The sequence below is a fragment of the Enterocloster bolteae genome (assembly GCF_002234575.2).
Lineage (GTDB): Bacteria > Bacillota > Clostridia > Lachnospirales > Lachnospiraceae > Enterocloster > Enterocloster bolteae.
Genome location: NZ_CP022464.2, coordinates 4,879,121 through 4,901,881, shown reverse-complemented (window position 1 = coordinate 4,901,881; position 22,761 = coordinate 4,879,121). Strand labels below are relative to the sequence as shown.

At 49.8% G+C, this 22,761-nt stretch carries 17 protein-coding genes; 13 read left to right on the top strand and 4 right to left on the bottom strand.

Going from position 1 to position 22,761, the window contains the following annotated elements; genetic code table 11:
* Positions 1-11 precede the first annotated feature (11 nt).
* From CGC65_RS22635 to CGC65_RS22625, 3 genes are read left to right on the top strand one after another with little or no spacing between them, the layout of a single operon-like run.
* On the top strand, positions 12-950 hold the full coding sequence (locus tag CGC65_RS22635; RefSeq protein ID WP_002568601.1) for a GGDEF domain-containing response regulator: 939 nt from the start codon (positions 12-14) through the stop codon (positions 948-950).
* Between the two features lie 15 nt (positions 951-965).
* Positions 966-2,993, top strand: a complete 2,028-nt coding sequence (locus CGC65_RS22630; protein ID WP_002568600.1) for a chemotaxis protein CheA — start codon at positions 966-968, stop codon at positions 2,991-2,993.
* Entirely contained in the window at positions 2,983-3,423 is a 441-nt protein-coding gene (locus tag CGC65_RS22625) for a chemotaxis protein CheW (protein ID WP_002568599.1), read from the top strand. Before CGC65_RS22630 ends, CGC65_RS22625 begins: the two co-directional genes overlap by 11 nt.
* Positions 3,424-3,475: 52 nt before the next feature.
* Here the strand turns inward: CGC65_RS22625 and CGC65_RS22620 are convergent, their stop codons facing one another.
* Positions 3,476-3,814 carry a hypothetical protein gene (locus CGC65_RS22620; RefSeq protein ID WP_002568598.1) on the bottom strand — a complete coding sequence of 113 codons (339 nt, stop codon included), beginning with the start codon at positions 3,812-3,814 and terminating at the stop codon, positions 3,476-3,478.
* A 21-nt stretch (positions 3,815-3,835) separates the two neighbouring features.
* Entirely contained in the window at positions 3,836-4,609 is a 774-nt protein-coding gene (locus CGC65_RS22615) for an SDR family oxidoreductase (protein WP_002568597.1), read from the bottom strand.
* Between the two features lie 336 nt (positions 4,610-4,945).
* Between CGC65_RS22615 and CGC65_RS22610 the strand changes: the two genes are divergently transcribed.
* A complete protein-coding gene (locus CGC65_RS22610; protein ID WP_002568596.1) occupies positions 4,946-5,656 on the top strand; it encodes a response regulator transcription factor in 711 nt (236 codons plus the stop codon).
* Positions 5,628-8,261 carry a sensor histidine kinase gene (locus tag CGC65_RS22605; RefSeq protein WP_002568595.1) on the top strand — a complete coding sequence of 878 codons (2,634 nt, stop codon included), beginning with the start codon at positions 5,628-5,630 and terminating at the stop codon, positions 8,259-8,261. Before CGC65_RS22610 ends, CGC65_RS22605 begins: the two co-directional genes overlap by 29 nt.
* Before the next feature lie 108 nt (positions 8,262-8,369).
* Here the strand turns inward: CGC65_RS22605 and CGC65_RS22600 are convergent, their stop codons facing one another.
* Positions 8,370-9,962 carry an SPFH domain-containing protein gene (locus tag CGC65_RS22600; RefSeq protein ID WP_002568594.1) on the bottom strand — a complete coding sequence of 531 codons (1,593 nt, stop codon included), beginning with the start codon at positions 9,960-9,962 and terminating at the stop codon, positions 8,370-8,372.
* A gap of 660 nt (positions 9,963-10,622) precedes the next feature.
* Here CGC65_RS22600 and nuoE point away from each other — a divergent pair.
* The 4 genes from nuoE to CGC65_RS22580 all read left to right on the top strand — a co-directional run bounded on the left by nuoE (position 10,623) and on the right by CGC65_RS22580 (position 17,085).
* A complete protein-coding gene (nuoE, locus tag CGC65_RS22595) occupies positions 10,623-11,138 on the top strand; it encodes an NADH-quinone oxidoreductase subunit NuoE (protein WP_002568593.1) in 516 nt (171 codons plus the stop codon).
* Positions 11,138-14,239, top strand: coding sequence for an NADH-ubiquinone oxidoreductase-F iron-sulfur binding region domain-containing protein (locus CGC65_RS22590; protein WP_002568592.1), 3,102 nt, complete (start codon positions 11,138-11,140; stop codon positions 14,237-14,239). Before nuoE ends, CGC65_RS22590 begins: the two co-directional genes overlap by 1 nt.
* A gap of 10 nt (positions 14,240-14,249) precedes the next feature.
* On the top strand, positions 14,250-16,043 hold the full coding sequence (locus CGC65_RS22585) for an NADH-dependent [FeFe] hydrogenase, group A6 (protein WP_002568591.1): 1,794 nt from the start codon (positions 14,250-14,252) through the stop codon (positions 16,041-16,043).
* 556 nt (positions 16,044-16,599) lie between these two features.
* Positions 16,600-17,085, top strand: coding sequence for a hypothetical protein (locus tag CGC65_RS22580; protein ID WP_002568590.1), 486 nt, complete (start codon positions 16,600-16,602; stop codon positions 17,083-17,085).
* A 244-nt stretch (positions 17,086-17,329) separates the two neighbouring features.
* Here CGC65_RS22580 and argH read toward each other — a convergent pair whose 3' ends face one another.
* Positions 17,330-19,072 (bottom strand): argininosuccinate lyase, encoded by a 1,743-nt coding sequence (argH, locus tag CGC65_RS22570; RefSeq protein ID WP_002568589.1) that lies wholly within the window; start codon positions 19,070-19,072, stop codon positions 17,330-17,332.
* Between the two features lie 335 nt (positions 19,073-19,407).
* On the opposite strand from argH, the gene CGC65_RS22565 reads away from it, so the two are divergent.
* Genes CGC65_RS22565 through CGC65_RS22550 form a run of 4 tightly spaced genes read left to right on the top strand, consistent with a single transcriptional unit; the run spans position 19,408 to position 22,742 of the window.
* Entirely contained in the window at positions 19,408-19,932 is a 525-nt protein-coding gene (locus CGC65_RS22565; protein WP_002568588.1) for a TRAP transporter small permease, read from the top strand.
* Positions 19,929-21,239, top strand: coding sequence for a TRAP transporter large permease (locus tag CGC65_RS22560; protein ID WP_002568587.1), 1,311 nt, complete (start codon positions 19,929-19,931; stop codon positions 21,237-21,239). Before CGC65_RS22565 ends, CGC65_RS22560 begins: the two co-directional genes overlap by 4 nt.
* A gap of 35 nt (positions 21,240-21,274) precedes the next feature.
* Complete coding sequence (dctP, locus tag CGC65_RS22555) at positions 21,275-22,321, top strand: TRAP transporter substrate-binding protein DctP (RefSeq protein ID WP_002568586.1); 1,047 nt, start codon at positions 21,275-21,277, stop codon at positions 22,319-22,321.
* A 25-nt stretch (positions 22,322-22,346) separates the two neighbouring features.
* Positions 22,347-22,742, top strand: a complete 396-nt coding sequence (locus CGC65_RS22550; protein WP_002568585.1) for a GrdX family protein — start codon at positions 22,347-22,349, stop codon at positions 22,740-22,742.
* The last annotated feature ends 19 nt before the right edge of the window (positions 22,743-22,761 follow it).

The following is a 22,761-nucleotide window of genomic DNA, read 5'->3' as shown; positions in this document are numbered from 1 at the left end:
GAGGGGAAATAATGTCCATGGATGAAAAACAGACAATACTAATTGTGGATGACAGTCTTTTGATTTGTGAACAAATCAAGACAGCGCTGAAGGAGGAGAGTATCATAATCTGTGAGGCTCACAGCGGACTGGAGGCTCAGGAGCAGCTGAGACAGTGCCAGCCGGATTTGATCCTTTTGGATGTGGTCCTGCCGGATGCCGACGGATATGAACTGTATAAAATATTACAGGACTTAGACCATAAAAATGCCGTCATTATTTTTCTTACATCCAGGTCCAGCGACGAGGATGTGGTAAAAGGCTTTTCTATGGGGGCATGTGATTATATCAAGAAGCCTTTTGTGAAAAAGGAGCTTCAGTCCAGAATCCGTGCGCATCTGATACAGAAAAAGCAGAGGGACGACCTGGACCGCCAGAACAGGGAGCTTCGCAATAATATGGAGAAGCTTAACTATATGGCCTACAGGGACGGGCTTACGGGGCTGTATAACCGGCGGTATGTGGTGGGAGATCTGATGGAGGATATGCGTTCCTGCGGTCAGGATGAGGTAAAAACCGTATTTATCATGGCGGATATCGACGACTTCAAGCAGGTGAACGATACATACGGCCATGACGCGGGAGATATGGCGCTGGTATGCATTGCCAATATCCTGGAATCAAACTGCCGCAGACACAGAGTGGTCCGGTGGGGCGGCGAGGAGTTTCTTTTAATTCTTTTTAATGTGACAAAGGACGAGGCATATGAACTCAGTGAGAAGGTGCGCCGGCAGGTGGAACAATTTGTGATACCTTACGGCGATAAGGGCTTTTTCTGTACCATGACTCTGGGACTTCACATCTTCCATGAGCAGGAAGGGCTGGAGGAAGGAATTGGCTGTGCGGACAAGGCACTGTATTATGGCAAACGGCATGGCAAGAACCAGAGCGTGTGGTATAAGGAGCAGTAATGGACGGAGTGTATTATGGGATATTTTGAGTCAGATGCCCTGGAGATGCTGGAAGTATACCTGTTGGAGACCAGGCAGTTAAACGGCCAGCTGTCAGAGATACTTTTAGAGGCTGAGAGAGCGGGCAGATTTAACGAAAGCAGTATTCACAGTATTTTCAGGGTCATGCATACCATCAAGAGCTCCTCCGCTATGATGGACATTAACGGTCTTTCTTCCCTGGCCCATAAGCTGGAAGATTTGTTTTCTTACTACAGGGAAAATATGGACAAGCTGGAGCATCCGGAACCGGACCTTTTTGACCTTTTGTTTGCTGCCTCTGATTTTATTGCCCAGGAACTGGAACAGATGAACAGGGAGGATTATGCGCCCGGGGATACGTCTGTGCTTGAGCAGATGACGGATGACTTTCTGGGGCATGTCAGCAGGGAAGAGGAGAAGGACAGCGGGAAGGGCGGGAAGACGCAGGGGGAGGAAGAGGGAAAAGAGGAACTGCCTGTCATACCTGAACTATTTGTCTCCAAAAGCGGAACCGTAGTCAATGTGACGCTGGAGGAAGGCTGCCGCATGGAGAATATACGTGCTTTCATGCTGGTGCGATCCATTACCGGTCTCTGTACCCTGGTGGAGACTTATCCGGAAAACCTGGAGAAACAGGGTGAAAGCGCGCAGTACATTGAAGGCCATGGTGTGTTCATCCGTTTTGAGAGCGGCGATAAGGAGAAGGTGCTGGAGACTCTGAGGAAGGGGCTTTTTGTGGCACAGTGCAGGGTATTGGCTGACAGCCAGCCTCAGGATACGGCTGCGGCTGCCCAGAAGGCGGCGCCTGAGCGGGAAAATACAGATTCCAGGGAAGGCGAATTTATGGAGGTTCGGACAGAGCGTCTGGACTATCTGCAAAACCTGGCTTCAGAGCTTCTGCTGCAGATGCAGGTGCTGGAAAATGAACTTAAACGGAATGGGATGGAGGATTTAGAGAGCGGACTGGGCCATCAGATCAGCCTTTTGGTGGGACAGATTGAGCGGTCCGTGATGGAGATGCGCCTTGTGCCTGTGTCCAGAATTGTGCCAAAGCTTAAGAGGGCACTGAGGGATATTTGCCGTGACCAGAAAAAGGAGGCTGACCTGGTGGTCAGATGTTCGGACGTGGAAGCGGATAAGAGTGTGGTGGATTATGTATCAGAAGCACTGCTGCATATTCTGCGCAATGCGGTGGACCATGGAATCGAATCCCCGGAGGAACGGCTGGCTGCCGGTAAGGACAGGAGAGGAAAGATTACCTTTTCGGCTGATAATGTGGCCGGGGAACTTAGAATGACCATCAGCGACGATGGAAAAGGCATTGACGAGGAGCGGGTCAGGGAACGGGCCAGGCAAAAGGGGCTGTTTGCCAGTGCGGACGAGGAGTATGACCCCCAGAAAATCAGGGAGTTTATCCTATATCCCGGCTTTTCCACCAATGAAAAAGTTACTGAATATTCCGGCAGGGGCGTGGGGCTGGATGTGGTAAAGAACATTATGGAAGACGTGGGGGGAAATCTTTCCATCCGCAGTACTATTGGACAGGGAAGCGCCTTTTCCATATCAGTTCCCTTGAATCTGGCATCTATCGAGTGCGTGCGTTTCCGCGTGGGCCAGTACCGCTTCTCCATACCGGCCCGGCATGTATATCATTTTCTGGAGTATGAGTCCTTCCGGGGACAGATTCGTGAAATTAACGGACGGGATTACATCCTGTATGAAGACAGGATGATGCCTCTTATTAATCTCCGCAGGTTCTATTCCCTGGGAGGGGAGATTCCGGAGCGGGCCATTCTGGTGTATGTGAAGGGTGCGGAGAAGGAAGGCTGCTTTTTCATAGATTCCATCTATGAACAGAAGCGCATTGTGGTGAAGAATCTTCCTGCACTTCTGGGAACAGGATTTCGGTCCAGGACAGGCATCTGCGGCTGCAGCATCATGGGCAGCGGCCGTATCTGCGCAGCGCTGGATACGGAAATTATCATAAGCAGATATGAGAAGGAGGGAAGGTATGGCGGATGAGGCGTTAAAGACATTGCTCTGTTTACCGGGAAAGCACAGGAATTACGCTGTTGAGTTTCCCTATGCGGAGGAAATCTGCAAGGATATGATGATATCCCTGATGCCATGTCTTCCGGGACATTTTGCAGGCGTCTGCAACTATAAGGGGAGCATTGTGCCGGTGGTTTGTCAGGAAGGCTCTGCGTCCGGCGGAGAAGAGGCAGAAGTCAGGCAGATGGTACTGGTCCTCCGTCATCAGAAATATTTTCTGGGCATCCTTCTGTATCAGGAGCCATATCTGACTCAAATTGGCGTGGATGAACAAATCAAGGGGCCGGAACAGCAGGAGTCAGGTTTATGGGTTGAAAAAGCATATTTTATGTGGAATGGCAGCCTGTATTCCCTGATAGATGTGGAAAAAACACTGGAGAAACTGGTCATCTTTGAATAGAACGCAAACCGGAGCTGGGAAATAAACGATTTCCTCCAGCTCCGGTCCTTTTTTATAGCGGATAGATATTAAGCCGCAGGATTTTGCCGTCCTCATCCACCCCGGACAGGAAGGCGGTTACAGGAACCACATGCTCGTTGTAGGTGATGAAATACCATACCGTATTGCCGTCCAGATATTTTACGCTGTGTATGGGAAAGGGACCTCCGTTAAAGCCGAACTTGTGGTGAAACATCATTTCCACTGCCATTCTGCCTTCCAGGTGGAGGGTGTCCATACCTGCCTTAATGAGAGACGAGTCATGAAGCACTCCGTATTCGTTGAACAAATCCGCCAGGGCCGCTTCGTCGCCTCTTTGCATACAGTCAATATAGCTTTCCAGAATTGTCATATCCATATCCTCCATTTTCATTTAGAAACGTTCGGACCGGAGCAGCGCGTCGATGCCTCCGTCCACGAACAGTATGACCCCGTTGATGCCGCTGGCCATGGGTGACGCCAGGAAGGTGATGCCGTTGGCAATCTCTTCCGCGTCAAGGAATTCCTTGCGTCCATAGCGGGTAGGAATGGGAATCAGCAGTGCGGATTCCATCTGGGCATCGGTCATGTTCTGTGTCATGGGCGTAGTGGTGTTGCCCGGAGCAACGGAATTAATGCGCAGTCCGTCCACTGCCCAAGATGGTGAAACCCGGCGGACCCACCGTGCCAGGGCATGCTTGGAGGAGCTGTAACAGGATGCGGCCTGGGTACGGGGAATGTCTTTTACAAATTCCAGGATGCGTTCTTCATCCATAACGTTGGACAGCATATCCACCCAGTCCATGCGCACCGTCATGTTGGTGATGGAGTTGGAGGAGGTTACCACACAATTGCCTTTCTTTTTCTTTAACAGGGGACGCAGTGCCTCGGCAATCTTGACGCTGGCAAAGAAATTCAGCGCAAATATCATCTGGGGCGGAGCCGTGGGTCCTACGCCGGCATTGCATATCAGTACGTCAATGCCGTCGGGATAGCGGCGGAATACCTCGTCAATAGCGCCCTGGCGTCCTTGCGGAGCGGACAGATCCGCAAGGCAGTCCCCTCCCTTAAAATCAATGTTAAACACTTCATGGCCCTGGGACAGGAGCAGCTTGCGGGTGGCAGCTCCTATGCCGGTAGTGCCGCCTGTAATCACGTATGTACTCAATGTAATTCCTCCCTTTTAATTGAAAATAATTTGTTAAATATTGATAATTCTGAATAAAAAATTTACTACAACAATATCATGAGTAAATTGCTTTGTCAATTTAAATAAATAAATAACAATATCGCACAATTTTTAACAGATAACACCTATATTGACAGTGATTTTCAGCCCATTATATACCGCTGCCTGGGGCAAAGCAGCCGGCTCAGACAGCTATCCCCCGTTGAACAATGTGTTTAGGAATGTTACAATAAGACTTTAGATATTCTTTTGTTTTTTATGAAGGTTAAATTTTGTTTTAGTTGTTAGTATAAATAGCGTAAGGAGGAAATGAACATGAATGGGGACCGGATTTTACTGGTAGAGGATGACAAAGAGATACGGGAAGGCGTGGAAATATTCTTAAAGAGCCAGGGATATGCAGTATTCCAGGCAGCAGACGGAGTGGAAGGGCTTAAGGTGCTGGAGGAAAGAGAGATTGATCTGGCCATTGTGGATGTGATGATGCCGCGTATGGACGGTATTACTATGACAGCAAAACTCCGTGAAAAATATGACTTTCCCGTTATTTTCCTGTCAGCCAAGTCAGAGGAAGTGGATAAGATACTGGGCCTGAACATGGGGGCGGACGATTACATCACAAAGCCCTTTACTCCAATGGAACTTATGGCCAGGGTCAACTCACAGCTGCGGCGTTACCACCGGTTTCTGGATCGTTTGAACTCAAAGCAGACGGAGAATCCGAAGGTGCACAGGCTGGGAGGTTTGGAGGTCAACGAGGAGACGGTAGAGGTGACCGTGGATGACAAAACGGTTAAGGTAACCCCTATCGAGTTCAAAATCCTTCTTTTATTGATACAGAACCCGGGGCGTGTATTTCCCGCAGAGGAAATCTACGAACGGGTGTGGAACGAGAGGGCAGTGAATACGGATACGGTCATGGTACACATACGTAACCTGAGGGAAAAGATAGAAGTGAATCCCAGGGAGCCCAAATATGTAAAGGTGGTGTGGGGAGTTGGATACAAAATTGAAAAGCAGCCATAGGCTGGGAATATTGATTATTATTCTGGCATTGCTTTTGGCATCAGCCGGAACCATAGGATTATACCCCTATATGAAAACAAAGGCGGAGAGCTACCACAACAGGAGGTCCGTCCGCCAGGTTGAGGAGAGCAGTAATTTTGGAAACCTGGCAACCCAGGTTATGAATTTCAGTTATGAAATCTGGCATCAGAAAATGCAGGAGGATACGGGACGGCGTCTGACCTATGCCCAGACATTCCTGCCGGGGCTGGAGGAAAAGATCCGCCAGCAGCAGCCGGAAGACGAAGCCGCGGTACAGATAGAGTATGGGGAAGATGGGGAACAGACCATGGTCTACGACAGTGGGGATCCCTATGACATTTACTATTACCAGTCCATGCAGCAGACCATTGACAGCGCGGGAAGCGAATGGGAAAGCCTCTACAGGCAGTATTATTCCAGCTTGTCCTATGGGATCTGTGAGCAGGATGGGACCTATGGACGCAGCAATGTGACGGATCCAAAGACATTTTTCCAGGAACCCCTGAAGGATGACCAGATTCAGTTCACCATAAACTTTAATTCAAACGGCATACTGAAGGTTCTGGATATAAAGGGAAACAGGGATGATGATATTACGCGCATCAAGGAGTCATTGACCAGATTTGAATTTTACGATCCGCTGGAGGTAAGACTGGACGAGAACTATCGCTACAGCGGCGTGGAATTCCAGGGACCCAAGGACATGACAGTGGTGTTCCGGTGCAGTCCATCCCAGATGTTCGGCTATACGGATGTCAGGTCTAACAGCGCGGATCAGCAGCTTACTATCCGGGATTACCGTTTCAGCAACGGCTATTTTGCCATAGGCGCATCTGTACTGGGACTTCTGACCGTGCTGGCCCTGGCTTTGCCGGCTGTGAAACGGTTTGAGATTGGTAAGAGCGCACTGTGCAGGCTTTCATTTGAGCCGCTGAGCTGTATCGGAGTGGCCTGGCTGGGTATTATTGGTGAGGGAACCATACCCATGGCGCTGATTGCTTCTACCATGGACGGCAGCTTAAAGAGCGAACTTATGAGAGCGGAATTTCTTCCCTGGTCCGCGGATGTGATGGCAGTGGTCATTAATCTGGCGTTCTGGATGGTGAGCTACGGAATGTTTTACTGGGGAATTACCTGTTACAGGGCTATCTTTTCCCTGGGCCCCTGGCGCTATTTCAAAGAGCGCACATGGCTGGGACGTTTCCTGCGCTTCATCAAGCGCTGGACATTAAATGCCCTCAATGTTTTTAACGAAACTGACTGGGAGCGCCGTTCCACCAAGATTATAGGCAAGGCCATTATTGCAAATTTTGTCATACTGACCATTATCTCCTGTCTCTGGTTCTGGGGAATCGGAGCCCTGGTAATTTACTCCCTGGTTCTGTTTTTCCTATTACAGAAATATTGGGGGCAGATGCAGCAGAAATATAATACGCTGTTAAAAAGTATCAATGAGATAGCAGAGGGAAACCTGGATGTGGAGATTCAGGAGGATCTGGGAATCTTTAACCCGTTTAAGGAGCAGCTGAGCCGGATTCAGGACGGCTTTAAGAAAGCAGTGGCCCAGGAGGTGAAAAGCGAGAGGACCAAGTCGGAATTGATTACCAATGTATCCCATGACTTAAAGACACCTCTTACGGCTATCATCACTTACGTAAATCTGTTAAAGCAGGAGAATGTGACAGCAGAGGAGAGAAAGTCCTATGTCCGGGTGCTGGACCAGAAATCCATGCGTCTGAAGGCGCTTATAGAGGACCTGTTTGAGGTCAGCAAAGCCAGCAGCGGCACAGTCAGCCTTCACCAGGAGGACGTGGATATCGTGAGCCTTTTAAAGCAGGTGCGGTTTGAGCTGTCTGATAAGATTGAGGCAAGCGGGATCGAGTTCCGCTACAATCTGCCTGAGGAGAAAATCCTTCTTTATCTGGACAGCCAGAAGACCTACCGTGTATTTGAAAACCTGCTGGTAAATATAACAAAGTACGGAATGCCGGGCACACGGGCCTATATCCAGGTGGTCAGGGAAGATGACGGCCATGTACTGATAACCATGCGCAATATTTCAGCCAGGGAGCTGGAGGTATCTCCTGAGGAGCTGACAGAACGGTTTGTCCGCGGGGATACATCACGCAACACAGAGGGCTCAGGACTGGGGCTTGCCATTGCCAGAAGCTTTGTGGAGGTCCAGGGCGGTACCATGAAGCTGGAAGTGGAGGATGATTTGTTCCGCGTATCCATTCGCTGGAAGATAGAGGAACCAGGCGGAGCCGGGCAGGAGCCTGGGAGGGATCCTGAGAGGGAGCCTGTGCGGGAAGAACGGGAAACTGCGGCTGTGCCGGGAGCAGCAGGAGAACCGGATATGTCATGTATGCCGAATATGCCGGAAATACCTAATATGCCGGAAATGCCGGGAGCAGCAGATGGGCCGGGAAAGACGGCAGCAGATGTGCAGAAAGGGAATGTGAGAGTATCTGCGGGAGCGGAAGCAGACCATGACATTGACATATCCGCAGGCACATTTGACATGGAAGGCGTGGTTTGGGGCGCTAAGGAGGCCCAGGAAGGTAAGAAAGACAGAGAAGAATAGAAGTAAAAAGAAACACCTCATAGAAATCCCCTGTATCTATATCACAGGTTGTTCTATGAGGTGTTTCTGCTATACTAATTTAAAATATCCTCCATGGGCACAAAGAATTTATGGCTGGATATTATCCGAATCCGGATTAGGATGAAGGGCCTTCTGCCCGCTTCCAAGGATAATATCAGGGGCGCCGGTCAGGTTCACGTTCCGGTTGACCTTGGCGTCATATGTATCCGCCTTCATGATTTCTGCCAGGTCCACGCCTGTGGTTTCTTTCATGGATTCAAATAGCTTTGCCATGACCACAGGCACATTGCCGGCAATGGCCCCTACGCCGTTATCCGAATCACTGCCGCCTCCGATAATTGTAATCTTGTCAATCTGTGACAGAGGCTCTGCAATCTTCCCGGCGATGTCAGGAAGCACCTGAATCATCATCTCAGCCATGGCCGCCTTATTATACTTCTGATAAGCCTCGGCTTTTTTCTCCATACCTTCTGCCTCAGCCAGTGCCTTGGCACGGATAGCGGCAGCCTCAGCCTCGCCCTTGGCCCTGATACCTTCTGCCTCCTGGACCATGGAATACTTCTGTGCCTCAGCAATGGCCTTCTGCGCCTCAGCGTCTTTTTCACGCTCATACTGTTCCGCGTCAGCCTGGGCTTTTTTGGCCAGGGCCTCCTGCTCCTGCTCGTACTTCTTTGCTTCGGCCTCGCGCTGGCGCTTGGTCAGGCCGGCAGCGGCAGCCTGTTCAATGGCATACCGGTCCGCATCTGCTTTTTTGTTGATCTCAGCTTCCAATGCCTGCTGCTGTACCAGTACTTCCTGTTTACGCAGTTCGGCCTCGCGTTCAGCCCTGGCAATCTGGGCGTTGACCGTGGCGGTCTGGATGGTTTTCTGCTGTTCCTGTTTCTGAATCTCGTAGGCAGCGTCAGCCTCCGCTTTTTTTGTATCGGACGCCTTCTGCAGTTCGGCCTTCTTGATGGCCAGCTCGTTGTTCTTCTGGGCTATCTCGGTCTCGGCAGCCACCCTTGCGTCATTGGCGGCATTGTCCGCAGCTGCCTGGGCAATGGCAATATCACGTTCTGCCTCTGCCTTTGCGATGGATGCGTCCTTGCGGATTTTGGAGGTGTTATCCATACCAAGATCCTGGATGAGTCCGTGTTCATCCGTCACGTTCTGGATGTTGCAGGAAAGGATGTCAATACCCAGCTTCTCCATGTCCTTGGAAGCCTTAATCATAACCTGGTCAGAGAAGGAATCACGGTCCGTGTTAATGGCCCTCAGTGTAAGCGTACCGATAATCTCACGCATGTTGCCCTGAAGGGAGTCCTGCAGGTCGGCGGCAATGTTTGCCGGCTCTTTGTTCAGGAAGTTCCTCATAGCCAGCTTCATCCGTTCGTCGTCGTCAGCCACCCGTATCTTGGCAACCGCATCCACCATAACATTGATGAAATCGTTGGTTGGGATGTATTCATCGGTCTTGATATCCACTGTAATCTGTCCAAGGTACAGTTTATCCAGCTGCTCAAAAAACGGAATTTTGATGCCTGCCCGTCCTATGAGCACCCTTGGCTGCTTGCGCAGGCCGGAAATGATGTAGGCGTGGTCAGGCGGCGCCTTGACGTACCCCTGGGTAATGATGATGATGACCAGAATGACCGGGACAATAAATCCCAGCGAGGTGAGAATAAAGTCTAAATCGAACATAAGGACTCCTTTCTGCATATGAAAATTTTTTGTATTTGATAGGTACTATTGTAACATATGCTGGAAAATTAAGGAATAGAGGTTCTGAAAATCGACAGAATTTGTAGGATAATATTAATAAATTTTCTGATATATAAAGTCAGAATAAATAAGTGTTGGGCTGTTTTTGAGATTGTTAAATATTAGATTGTATATTGACAAGTACAATGTCCTTGTGATATTATGGAAAAAATACAAAAAAAGTTATAATATACAAAAATTTTTAGGCACATTAATTTTTACGTGAAATCAAGACAGGGGGATGCGGTATGAAAATCAAAGGCGGACGCGGTCATTTACGATACCGCAGACGAGATAATTTTAAAAAGTCAGTAAAAGTTATACAGGGTCTTTTTGGCGGGAGTAACCGGTAAGGTTGCTCCCGCCTTAACTTTGTATAATTTTTCACAATACAATCCTCCGGACGCAATGGGGGGAACCTGCGGTGAGGGAGCCGACAGACAGACTGCAGCTGTCTGCCCGGCCAGCAGCGCAACGCTTTTAGAGGTGAGCCACTGCGCAAAACGGTCAAGGGACGGCCGTTTTCGTGCCAGTGGCATGTATTGCACACAAGCGCCGTATAACAGGCGGTAAGTGCTCATAACAAGGAGGAATGAAGTGATGGGTGAAAACACACATGCATGCTGCTGTGACCACAGTGAAGAAGCGCTGTTAAAGCGGATTGGCGAGTTGGCGGCAGAGTACAGGGGGAAAGAGGGAAGTCTGATACAGGTCCTTCATATGGCGCAGGGAATATATGGTTATCTGCCTCTGGAGGTCCAGAAGGTCATAGCAGACGCTCTGGATATCAGTCTGGCAGAGGTATCGGGGGTAGTGACGTTTTATTCTTTCTTTTCTACCCAGCCCAGAGGAGAACACACCATACGTGTCTGTCTGGGGACGGCCTGCTATGTAAGGGGCGGGAAGAAAATCGTAGAGCGGTTAAAGGAACTGCTGGATGTGGAAATAGGTGAGACCACGGCGGACAGAAGGTTTACCTTTGAGGTGGCCAGATGTATCGGGGCCTGCGGTCTGGCTCCGGCCATGTCAATTGACGACCAGGTTTACAAACAGGTAAATCCTGACAAACTGGAACAGATTCTGGAACGCTACTATGAAGAGGAGGGGCAGGAGTAATGGATGCAGTAAAAAACCGTGATGATTTATTAAGCATAAAAGAAGAATATCTGAGACGGCAAAAGTCCTACCGGCGTCAGGTGCTGGTGTGCGGCGGAGCAGGGTGCATATCCTCTAACTGCGGGGAAGTAAGGGATGCGCTTATAAAGTCAGTGAGTACATATAAGCTGGATGATGAGGTTAAGGTCATGGTCACCGGATGTATGGGTACATGCGCCATGGGTCCCGTCATCCTGGTTGAGCCGGAGGGAATCTTCTACACAAAGATGAATCCTGAAAAGGCAGAGGACGTGGTGGCCAGGCATCTTCTGAAGGATGAGGTGTGCGAGGAATATACATATTTTGACGAGGACGAGGGAGTCCATGTGCCGAGGATGGAGGATATTCCGTTCTTCAAGGGCCAGGTACGTGTGGCGCTGAGAAACTGCGGACACATGGAGTATGCTTCCCTGGAGGCATACATATCCAGGGACGGATACGGCGCCCTGGCAAGAGCACTGTCGGAGATGACGCCGGCCCAGGTGGTGGAAGAGATGAAGGCTGCCGGCCTCAGAGGGCGCGGCGGCGCCGGATTCCCTACCGGAGTGAAGTGGGAAGCAGGTATGAAGGCTGTGTCTGAGGACGGACGCAAATTCATGGTCTGCAATGCGGATGAGGGGGATCCCGGCGCATTTATGGACAGAAGCATCCTGGAGGGCGACCCGCACAGCATTATCGAGGGCATGATGTTAGGAGGATATGCCATAGGAGCCTCCAAGGGTTATGTATATGTGAGGGCAGAGTATCCCATAGCAGTGGAGCGGCTGGGCAATGCCATTGACCAGGCCAGGAAAGCGGGCATTCTGGGAGAGAATGTGATGGGAAGCGGTTTTTCCTTTGACCTGGAAATCCGTATCGGCGCAGGCGCCTTTGTCTGCGGCGAGGAAACCTCCCTTCTGGCGTCCATCGAGGGAAAAAGGGGAGAGCCAAGGCAGAAGCCGCCGTTCCCCTTTGAAAAGGGCTTGTTTGAAAGTCCCACCATCATTAACAATGTGGAAACCCTGGCAAATGCAGCGCCCATTATTCTGAACGGCTCACAGTGGTACAGGGGATTCGGCACGGAAAAGAGCGCGGGCACAAAGGTATTTGCCCTGGCGGGAGATATTGTCAATGCAGGTATTATCGAGGTTCCCATGGGTACGATTCTGGGAGATATCATATACAAGATTGGCGGCGGAATCATTGGGGGCAAAAAATTCAAGGCCATTCAGTCCGGCGGTCCCTCCGGCGGATGTCTGACCAAGACACATCTGAACACGCCTGTGGATTATGAATCCCTGTCCAGCCTGGGGGCAATCATGGGTTCCGGCGGACTCATTGTCATGAATGAGGATACCTGTATGGTGGATACAGCGCGGTATTTCATGGACTTTATCTGCGATGAATCCTGCGGTAAATGCCTTCCCTGCCGCAACGGCACCAGAAGAATGCTGGAAATACTGGAGCGCATCACCGAGGGAAAGGGGCAGCCTGAGGACCTGGAGCTTCTGGAGGAGCTGGCCGGAACCATTCAGCAGACAGCCATGTGCGGCCTGGGACAGACAGCGCCCAATCCTGTCCTGTCCACCCTTAAATATTTCCGCAGCGAATACGAGGCCCACATCTATGAGAAGCATTGCAGCGCAGGCGTCTGCGCCGAGCTTCAGACCTCACCCTGCCGCAATGCATGTCCTGCCAATGTATTTATACCCGGATATATGTCCCTGCTGGCAGCCGGCAGAACAGAGGACGCGTACCGCCTGATTCGGCAGGATAACCCGTTCCCGGCAGTGTGCGGACGTGTCTGTACCCATCCATGCGAGGACCATTGCCGGCGCGCCCAGGTGGATGAGCCTCTGGCTATCTGCAGCGTGAAGCGTTTCATCGGAGATTATGCGCTGCGGGATGAGTACAATGTGCCTCTGGTTGAACCCAGACCGGCTACCGGAAAACGTATATCCGTTATCGGAGCAGGTCCTTCAGGCCTTACATGCGCTTACTATCTGGCGAATATGGGCCATGAGGTACATGTGTATGAGTCAGAATCTGTGGCAGGGGGCGTTCTGTACTGGGGCATTCCGGAGTACCGTCTGCCAAAGGCCGTGCTGCAGAAGGAGATTCATGCCATTGAGAGGAGCGGTGTGCAGATTCACCTGAATACCAGGATAGGATCTGACATTACCTTTGAGGATATGAAGAAACAGTCGGATGCAGTGTACATTGCTTCCGGAACCCAGGTATCCAGGCTGCTTGATGTGCCGGGAGAGGACCTTAAGGGCGTGGAAAGCGGGCTTGGATTCTTAAAGCGCATCGGCCTTAAGAAGGATATGTCCGTGCCCAACAAGCTGGTGGTAATCGGCGGCGGCAGCACGGCCATGGACGTGGCCAGGACCGCGGTGCGTCTGGGAACCTCAGAAGTAACTGTAATTTACCGCAGGTCTGAGAAGGAGATGCCTGCCGGAAAGGATGAAATCATCGAGGCCAGGGAAGAAGGCGTGAAGCTGATTGCCATGGCGTCGCCGGTGGAATTCCTGGGAGCCGATGGAAAAGTGACAGGCATTCACCTGGTCCGCAGGAAAGAGACTGATTATGGAAGCGACGGGCGCAGGCGCACGGCCCATATTCCGGATTCTGACTTTTTCCTGGAGTGCGACGGCATCGTTACAGCCATCAACCAGGATGTGGATCATCAGGTTTACCGCACCACTCATGTGGAGGTGGCTAAGAACGGTAAGCTGGATATCGGCAGGTTTACATCTGAGACAGGAGAGTCAGGCGTGTTTGCAGGAGGCGATGTAAGCCCATGGGGCGCCAATGTTGTGATTCACGCCATTGCGGACGGCAAGAAAGCTGCCATGAAGATTGATCAGTACCTTGGAGGCAAGGGCGAGCTGAATATGGGCGAGTGGTTTGATATACCTGAGATAGCGGATATTGAAGTCAATGAACCTCATAAGCGTTTCCCGACTAGGTGTCTGTCTGTGGAGGAGCGCAAGGACAATTTCAGGGAAGTGAACTGCGGATTCCACAAGCTGGATGCCATGGGCGAGGCTCTCAGGTGCCTGCACTGCGACAGGAGATAGGAGGTAGATTATGATACATGTAACGATAAATGGAAAACCGGTGGAGGTTTCAGAGGGCTCCACCATTATGGAAGCGGCTGAGACAGTGGGAATCAGGATTCCCAGTCTGTGCCATATGAAGAATGTCCATCAGTACGGCTCCTGCCGTATCTGTGTTGTGGAAGTGGAGGGAATGAAGAACCTTCAGGCCTCCTGCATGGCTAAGGTAAGGGAGGGAATGGTCATAAGAACCCATTCTCCCAAGGTGCTGGCTGCCAGAAAGGTACTGTATGAGCTGCTGCTGTCCAATCATCCAAAGGATTGTCTCAACTGCAGCAGGAATACTAACTGTGAGCTTCAGGAGCTGGGCTATGAGCTGGGAGTCAGCGAGAGCCGGTTTGAGGGAGCCATGACCAAGCCCATGGTGGATATTTCCCCGTCCATCACAAGGGATACCAGCAAATGCGTTCTCTGCCGGAGGTGTGTCACTGTGTGTACCCAGATTCAGAAGGTGGGAGCGATCCAGGCCCAGAACCGCGGATTTGATACGGTGGTAAGCCCGGCCATGGGGCTGCCTCTTAACTCCACAGCCTGCGCCATGTGCGGCCAGTGTACTGTGGTCTGCCCCACCGGAGCCTTGAAGGAGACAGACGGCCTTGCACCGGTGTGGCGGGCGCTGGCTGACCCTGAAAAGAGAGTGGTGGTCCAGGTGGCCCCGGCAGTGAGGGCTGCCCTGGGTGAAGAGTTCGGCCTGCCGGTGGGAACCCCTGTCACCGGGAAAATGGCAACGGCTCTTCACGAAATCGGGTTTGACGATGTGTTTGACACCCTGTTTTCCGCCGACCTTACTATATTGGAGGAGGGAACTGAACTTTTAGGCCGCCTGAACGCAGCTCTGAAGGGGGATGAGTCCCAAAAGGAAAAGGCGGTACTTCCTATGATTACCAGCTGTTCTCCTGGCTGGATCAAGCATATTGAGCATCAGTTCCCCGAGGAGTTAGACCATCTGTCCACCTGCAAGAGTCCCCATACCATGCTGGGCGCCGTGGTGAAATCCTTCTATGCAGAGCGCACCGCAACCGCGCCGGAAAACATGTTTGTGGTATCTGTCATGCCCTGTACAGCCAAGAAGTATGAAATACAGCGCCCGGAAATGGAAGTGGACGGCAACCGCGATGTGGACGCCGTACTGACCACCAGGGAGCTGGCCCGTATGATTAAGACGGCAGGCATTGATTTTGTGAATCTTCCGGAGGGTGAGTTTGACGCGCCTCTGGGACTGGGAACAGGAGCAGCTGATATATTTGGCGTAACCGGAGGCGTTATGGAAGCAGCCCTGCGTACGGTATACGAAGTGGTGACCGGAAAGGAACTTCCCTTTGACAAGCTGCATGTGGCGCCTATAGTGGGATTGGAGCAGGTAAAGACAGCCTCCATCACAATTGAGGATACGCTTCCTGCATACGAACATTTAAAGGGAGTAACTGTGAATGTGGCGGTAACCAGCGGACTGGAAGGCGCCTCCATGCTTATGGATGAGGTGGCGGCAGGCACATCGCCCTATCATTTCATAGAGGTAATGGGATGTCCGGGAGGCTGCATAAACGGCGGCGGACAGCCAAGATGCACGGAGGAGAATTACCGTGAAAAACGTTCAAACGCTCTCTACAGTGAGGATGAGCGCAAGGTGCTGCGCAAATCCCATGAGAACCCTGATCTGATGAAGCTCTACAGCGAATATCTGGGTGAACCCAATGGACATTTGTCCCATCATCTGCTGCATACCCACTATGTGAAGCGGGGAAAATATAACCAGCTGGTTTAGCGGATGAATGGCCGGAGGGAAGGATTGGACTTTGAGGTTGGAGTTTAAGTAAGGAGCAGCCTGCGGCCGGGAAACCATGTGATTCATTTCCCGGCCGCTGCTGTTTGGAAATGAAGTTTTTTGCGGCTGGGGGTATGGATGAGTTTCTATTTTGAGATTGCAATAGGCACACTGACATGCTATATTAAAAAACAGACGCCGGGGCGTGAACGCATATGAGGGACCGCCGCCATAATTGTATAAGAATAAAAATCTAAGTTCTGATAACAGAATTCTGCAAAAATCAAATTACGTAGTATCTATGTAAAAATCTTCCCGCTGTACCGGGTGTGAAATCCAACGAATCAAGTAAAATAAGTAACTATAAATTGTATGATATCAGGCAGGGCGTCCTTGTCTGGCAGGGTGACATTAAGTATAATGGAGGCAGGTTCCTGTATGGTTTGCCGGAACAGGAGGATGTATGGGTGGATCATGAATACATCTGGAATTTGAGAGTGACAGCATAACGGAACGTGATTTGCGGCGTTTTCGTGAGTACGAGGCATATATAGGCATGATTTACAATGTGCCGGTTGCAACATTAGCACTGTGTACATCAAATGTAAAGGTGCTGAAGCGGGAACGGATGAACGGAAACAGCATATACCGCATTGAGCCCATACGTCTGAAGGACGGGAATGCAGATAAAGTATTCCAAAAATCAGAGCGAAAAATCAGAAAGAAAAAACGGCTGAAACGCTGCGATGTATTTTCGCTTCTTTTGACGCCTTTGATGTCAGGCACTATGGAAATCAGCGAACGCATCTGCCGCGGCATGGATATACTGGAGAATCCGGGATTGGATATGAAGGAAGAGGACGTCAAGAGAATGCAGTCCGTGCTGTACGCATTGGCAGTTAAATTTTTGGATCGGAACCAGCTAATGGATGTAAAGGAGAAGATAGGAATGACAATACTGGGACAGATGCTTTTTGAGGATGGAGAGAAAAAAGGAATGGAGCGGGGCGAAAAACAAGGAATACAGAGACAAGATGTTTAAAAGCCTGGGAGTCTGATGGGCTGCGGGGAGGGGACATCGGATGGGATATTTAGTGGAGGCGTTTGAAGCAGGAAGTGTTCTGACATATGACGGGATGCACTATGCATCAGAGTGCAGTGCAAAACAGAGTGCAGAGTAAAACAGAGTGCAGAGTAAAACAGAGCGCAGAACAAAACAGCGGACCCGGGACATAATCCCGGAGTCCGCTGTTCGCATATATAGGACTCATAAAAACTGATAGAAATTAATTATGCTCAAAATGCGTCCCATTTTTCAGCACATCGATCTGTTCCTTTCTGAATTGCTCGGCCAGTTGCAGGGAGTTGATGATTTTATTGTACTGTTCATTGCAGCGGTCGGCGGCCATGCGCAGGGACAGCAGCATTTTCCGGCAGGAGCTTTGGGCGGGGGAACCTTCGCTGCGTTTGTTTGCCACGGAGCTGCGCGGTGACTGTAAGGATGCCCATTCTGATTCTGTCAGCGTGGTGTCATGGCCCAGATGCTGTTTGCTGCTTTTGTTGAGCTGCTTTAAGGTGATTTTGCTGCTGGGATTATCACCCTGGGCCCGGACGGCTGAGGCGATGATATTGTGGGCGCTGCGGAACGGTATGCGGTCCTTTTGCACCAGAAAATCCGCCATATCCGTCAATATGGAGTCATTCATGCTGGCTGTAAATTCCATCCGGTCGTAGTGGAAGGTGATGTCCTGCAGGGTTCCGATGGACAATTCCAGCATTCCGGTGACCTGTTCCACCGCATCCCAGAATGGGGGCATACATTCAAAAAGGTCCCTGCAATGACCATAGCTGGTTCCCTTCAGGCACATTGCAATATCCAGATAAGTGCTGGTCAAGTGGGAGGATTTGCTCTTTATGTGTTCGATTGACAGAGGATTTTTTTTCTGGGGCATGATGCTGCTGCAGCAGGAATAAGCATCGGAAAAGCTTACATAGTTAAATTCTGCTGTGGACCAGAGGTACAAATCCTGGGCAAAGCGCGACAGGGTGGATCCCAGGGTGGAAAAATCAGCGGCAAGCTCCAAAAGATAATCCCTGGTGGCCACCGCGTCCAGCGTGTTGGTTATAATGCCGTCAAAGCCCAGAAGCTGGGCGGTGTATTCACGGTTGATGGGAAAGGAAGTTCCGGCCATGGCACAGGCTCCAAGGGGGGAACGGTTCAGGTTCTGGTAAGCAGACAGCAGCCTGTCCATATCCCGCACCAGGGCTTCTGCTATAGCCAGGAAATAATGGTCCAGGGTTATGGGCTGGGCCGGCATGCAGTGGGTATACCCTGTGATGATACGTCCCTGATTTTCTTCGGCAAGAGCCAGCAAGCGGCGTATCAGTGCCAGAAGCCGCTCGTAAACCGCAAGCATGCTGTCACGGATGCTCATTCGCATTACAGTTGGAGTCATATCGTTGCGGCTTCTGCCGGTATATATTTTTCCGGCCAGATCGATTCCCAGATGGGAAATCAGATATTGTTCAAAATTTAAGAAATAATCCTCGTTAAGCGGATTAAAGCCAATGGTCTGGGGATGCATATCCATCAGGGGGACAATGAAATCCAGGGCATTTTTTCCGTCTTCCTGGGATATCAGCTTTTGCTCGCACAGCATCAGTATATGGCTGATGTGGGTCAGCAGAAGGTTCTGGTAGGAATGCTCCATGTCATCCTGAAGAATGGGCATATAAATATATTTGCACACAGAATCACTGGGCTGCGTGGAAAGTCTGTTCCTGGAATAAGCGGGCTGTGTGACGTATGTGCCCGAACCCTGTTTGCGCATTAAAAGGCCGCCCTCTACCATTTTATTTACAGCCTGGCGTATGGTAGTGCGGCTGACCCCAAAATACTGGCATAATTCTGTTTCTGTGGGAAGCTTAAATCCAGAAGGCCACTCACCTGATTCGATTTTTGTCCGGATATAAGTCTCTACCTGATAGTAAAGAGAAACTCCTTTTTGATTAAAAGAGGTATTGGACAAGGGGATAACCTCCCTTCATAGGTAATATTTTGAATATTATATCATTGATTTGAATGCGTTTCAAGCAATATCAGGTTTTTGGACTGTTTGTATATCTGAATACATATCTAAATAGATATATATTTCGGGGCGTAAGAAGAAAAGTAATTTGCTGTAAATTGCTGCTAAAAATACGATGGGGAGGGGGATAATCCTGCAATTATCGGTATAACTTAACAATTAATCAAAAAAATATCGTTATATAGTTGACAATATTAGACACATCATATAGAATATAGGTATCGTAAATGATATGAATTTACATCATTCAAAAAAACTATAAGAGGAGGAAATGTATGAAGAAGCTGGGAAAAACACTGATCCAAGTGCAGTATGGCGCGTCAATTGTGGCTGCTCTCATGTTATTGCTCATGATAGGCTACGAGGTATTCGCGCGATACGTACTGAAATCATCACTGATGGGCATTGAGGAATTGATGTTATTTCCTATTATATGGCTTTACATGCTGGGCGGCGCCAATGCTTCCTATGAGAAAAGCCATATTGAGTGTGGAATCCTGACCCTTTATATCAAGAAGGAACGCTCAAAACTGATTTTTGATGCAATCAAACGTACATTGTGTATCATTATTCTTGCCTGGATTTGTTACTGGGGATTCTATTTCTTTTCCTATTCCCTGAAAACCTGGAAGCTGGCTGACATTACATACGCCCCTCTGTTTTTTGCGAATATAGCGCTTACCGTAGGATTTGTGCTGATGTTTATTTATGCGGTAAGGGATGTATATATGGCCTACCGGGCTTTGATTGGTCAAATGAAAAACAAGGATGAAGCAAGGGAAGGAGGTGAAAACCTATGACTTCTCTGTCAATCATACTTATGGATGTAATATTGCTGGTTTTTCTTCTGATGCTGAGCATCCCCCTTCCGGTCTGCTTTGCCGGCGCATTGCTGTTTTTGAGCCTCTTTGGCGACGTATCCATGAAGACCATGCTGATTTGGGTATTTTCCCAGTCCACGGGAACCGTGCTCCTGGCCAGTCCCCTATTCATCCTGGCAGGAACGTATATGGGCGGCAGCGGGATAGCAAAACGCTTGCTGGACTGTGTAGACGCATTTGTGGGTCACATCAAATCCGGCCTGGGCGTGGTGGCTGTTCTTGTGTGCGCCATTATGGGAGCCATATCAGGAAGCGGATTTACGGGCGTGGCAGCTACCGGCCCCATCATGATTCCTAAGATGGAAGAACAGGGCTACCCCAGGGGATATGCGACAGCACTGGTAACTGTATCCTCTGTTCTGGGGCTTCTGATTCCTCCCAGCGTTGTTATGATTATGTTTGGATGGGTGACGGAATGCTCGATTCTTGCCTGCTTTTTATCCACTCTTGGTCCGGGGCTTATCATTACGGCGTTATTTTGCATCATACATGTATTCTGGAGCCGCCAGTTTGATTTGAAAGTAACGGAAAAGAAACCTTTTGGGGAATTTGCGTCAAACGCCGGAAAAATGACCTTTAAGGCTGTACCGGCCCTTATTATGCCCCTCATCATACTGGGAGGAATTTATGGGGGTGTCTTTACTCCCACCGAGGCGGCAGCCATGGCAGCCATCTATTCCATTCCCATTGGATTGTGGGTGTATAAGGCCTGCACATTTAAGGGGTTCCTGGCAATGACAAAAGAGGCTACCAGTACAGTTGGATCCATTATGGTCATGATTGTATGCTGCCTGATGCTGAGCCGCGTGTTTACCGTGTATCGTGTCCCTGAGCTGGTTTTAGAACTTCTGATGAGCATTACCACCAATAAATATATACTGCTGTTCATCATTGACATCTTTCTGTTTATTGTAGGAATGATAGTAAATGACACCACGGGCGTTTTGATATGCGCGCCCCTGCTTATGCCTGTTATGAATCAGCTGGGAATCAGCCCCATTCACTTTGCCTCTATTATGGGTGTGAATCTTGCCATGGGCGGAGTTACGCCCCCATACGCAAGTATCCTTTATCTGGGAATGAGGATAGGAAAGGCTGAATTCCATGAGATTCTGAAGCCCACCATGACATTTTTGATACTGGGGTATGTACCCATTGTATTTCTCGTCACCTATTGGCCGGATTTGGCCCTTGCGATTCCGAGAATGGCTGGTTTTGCTGTATAAGAAAATGATTTCTTACCATAAAAAAGGAGAATACTATGAAAAATATTAAAAGAGGACTTTCTATAGCGATTGTTGCGGCAATGGTATTAGGCATGACAGCATGCGGCGGTTCCGGCAAGACGGAAAGCGCGGGCAAGGCCGCTGAGAAAAAATCATTTTCATTGAAACTCAGCCACTACCGGGCAGAGGGGTCACCGGCGGATATCAATGCCAAGGAATTTGCGGATAACGTTAAGGCGGCTGACGATTCCCTGGAGGTGGTGGTATATCCCGCTGCGCAGCTGGGAGATTATACAGCAGTCCAGGAGCTGGTAAGTGTGGGAGATGTGGAGATGCAGATGGCCACCCTCAGCTCCACTGTGGATAAATACCTGGGAATCACAAGTGCTCCCTATATATGCGCTACCTGGGATGAAGCAAAGGCAATTTTCAGCCGTGACAGTGAATTTACGGAAACCATCCGGACACATCTGGAAGATCAGAACATTAAACTGCTGTCAGTTTATCCTCTGTACTTTGGCGGCGCAATCCTGAATAAGGAACCAAATCAGCCGGCAAATCTGGATGTAAGGGAGGGCTATAAGGTCCGCTGCCAGACCATGAAGGGTGCGGAACTGGTGACAAACATGCTGGGCTACAATGCAACCCCAATGGCCCTTAACGACTGCTTTACCGCCCTGCAGACCGGGGTCATTGACGGAATGATTGGATCCGGAGCAGAAGGATATTACAGCAGCTACCGGGATGTGGCGACCTACTATCTGCCATACAATGATCATTTTGAGGTTTGGTACCTGTATATCAATCTGGACAAATGGAATGAGATGACAACCGAGCAGCAGGACGCTTTGCAGACCGCGGCCAATAAACTGGAAGATGACAGGTGGGAGGTAGCGCCCAAGGAAACCGCGGAGTATGAGAAGAAACTGGAAGACTATGGCGTCAAGATTATTGAATTTACAGATGATGAGCTTCAGAATTTCTATAACAAATGCTGGGAGTCTGTATGGCCTGAACTGACTGAATTATATGGGGAAGACGCTGTGGAGCTTGTGAAAAATCTGAAGGCAGAAGCCAAATAACGCTGTTTGCAAGGAGGAACCAGACATGGGTCACCCATTCCGTTGTATTACCAATAATCCAATGCTTATAGACCGCGGTTTCACAGACCTGGAGTATTACGAGACAGATGTGTTGGAACTGTTCAGAGTGGTTTTTCAGAAGGTGAATTGCGGATACCGTCTTCTTACGCATCCGCTGACAGGAAGCATCCGGCCGGATATCACACCCTATAAGACGGTTCTGCTGTCGGGGACGGCGGGGACCATTGATATGGAATCAGTGACCCTGATTGGGAAGGCCATTCGCTATGCTGAGGATTTGTACAGGCTGAGGGATATACCTGTTTACAAAAAATGGGGAAAGGCAGCCCGGGAAGATTTTCAGCTCATTGATTTATCCATCATTGAGCGGGCGCTGGAAGTGGAGGAAATGGGCAAATAAACTGATATTGGAGGAAACA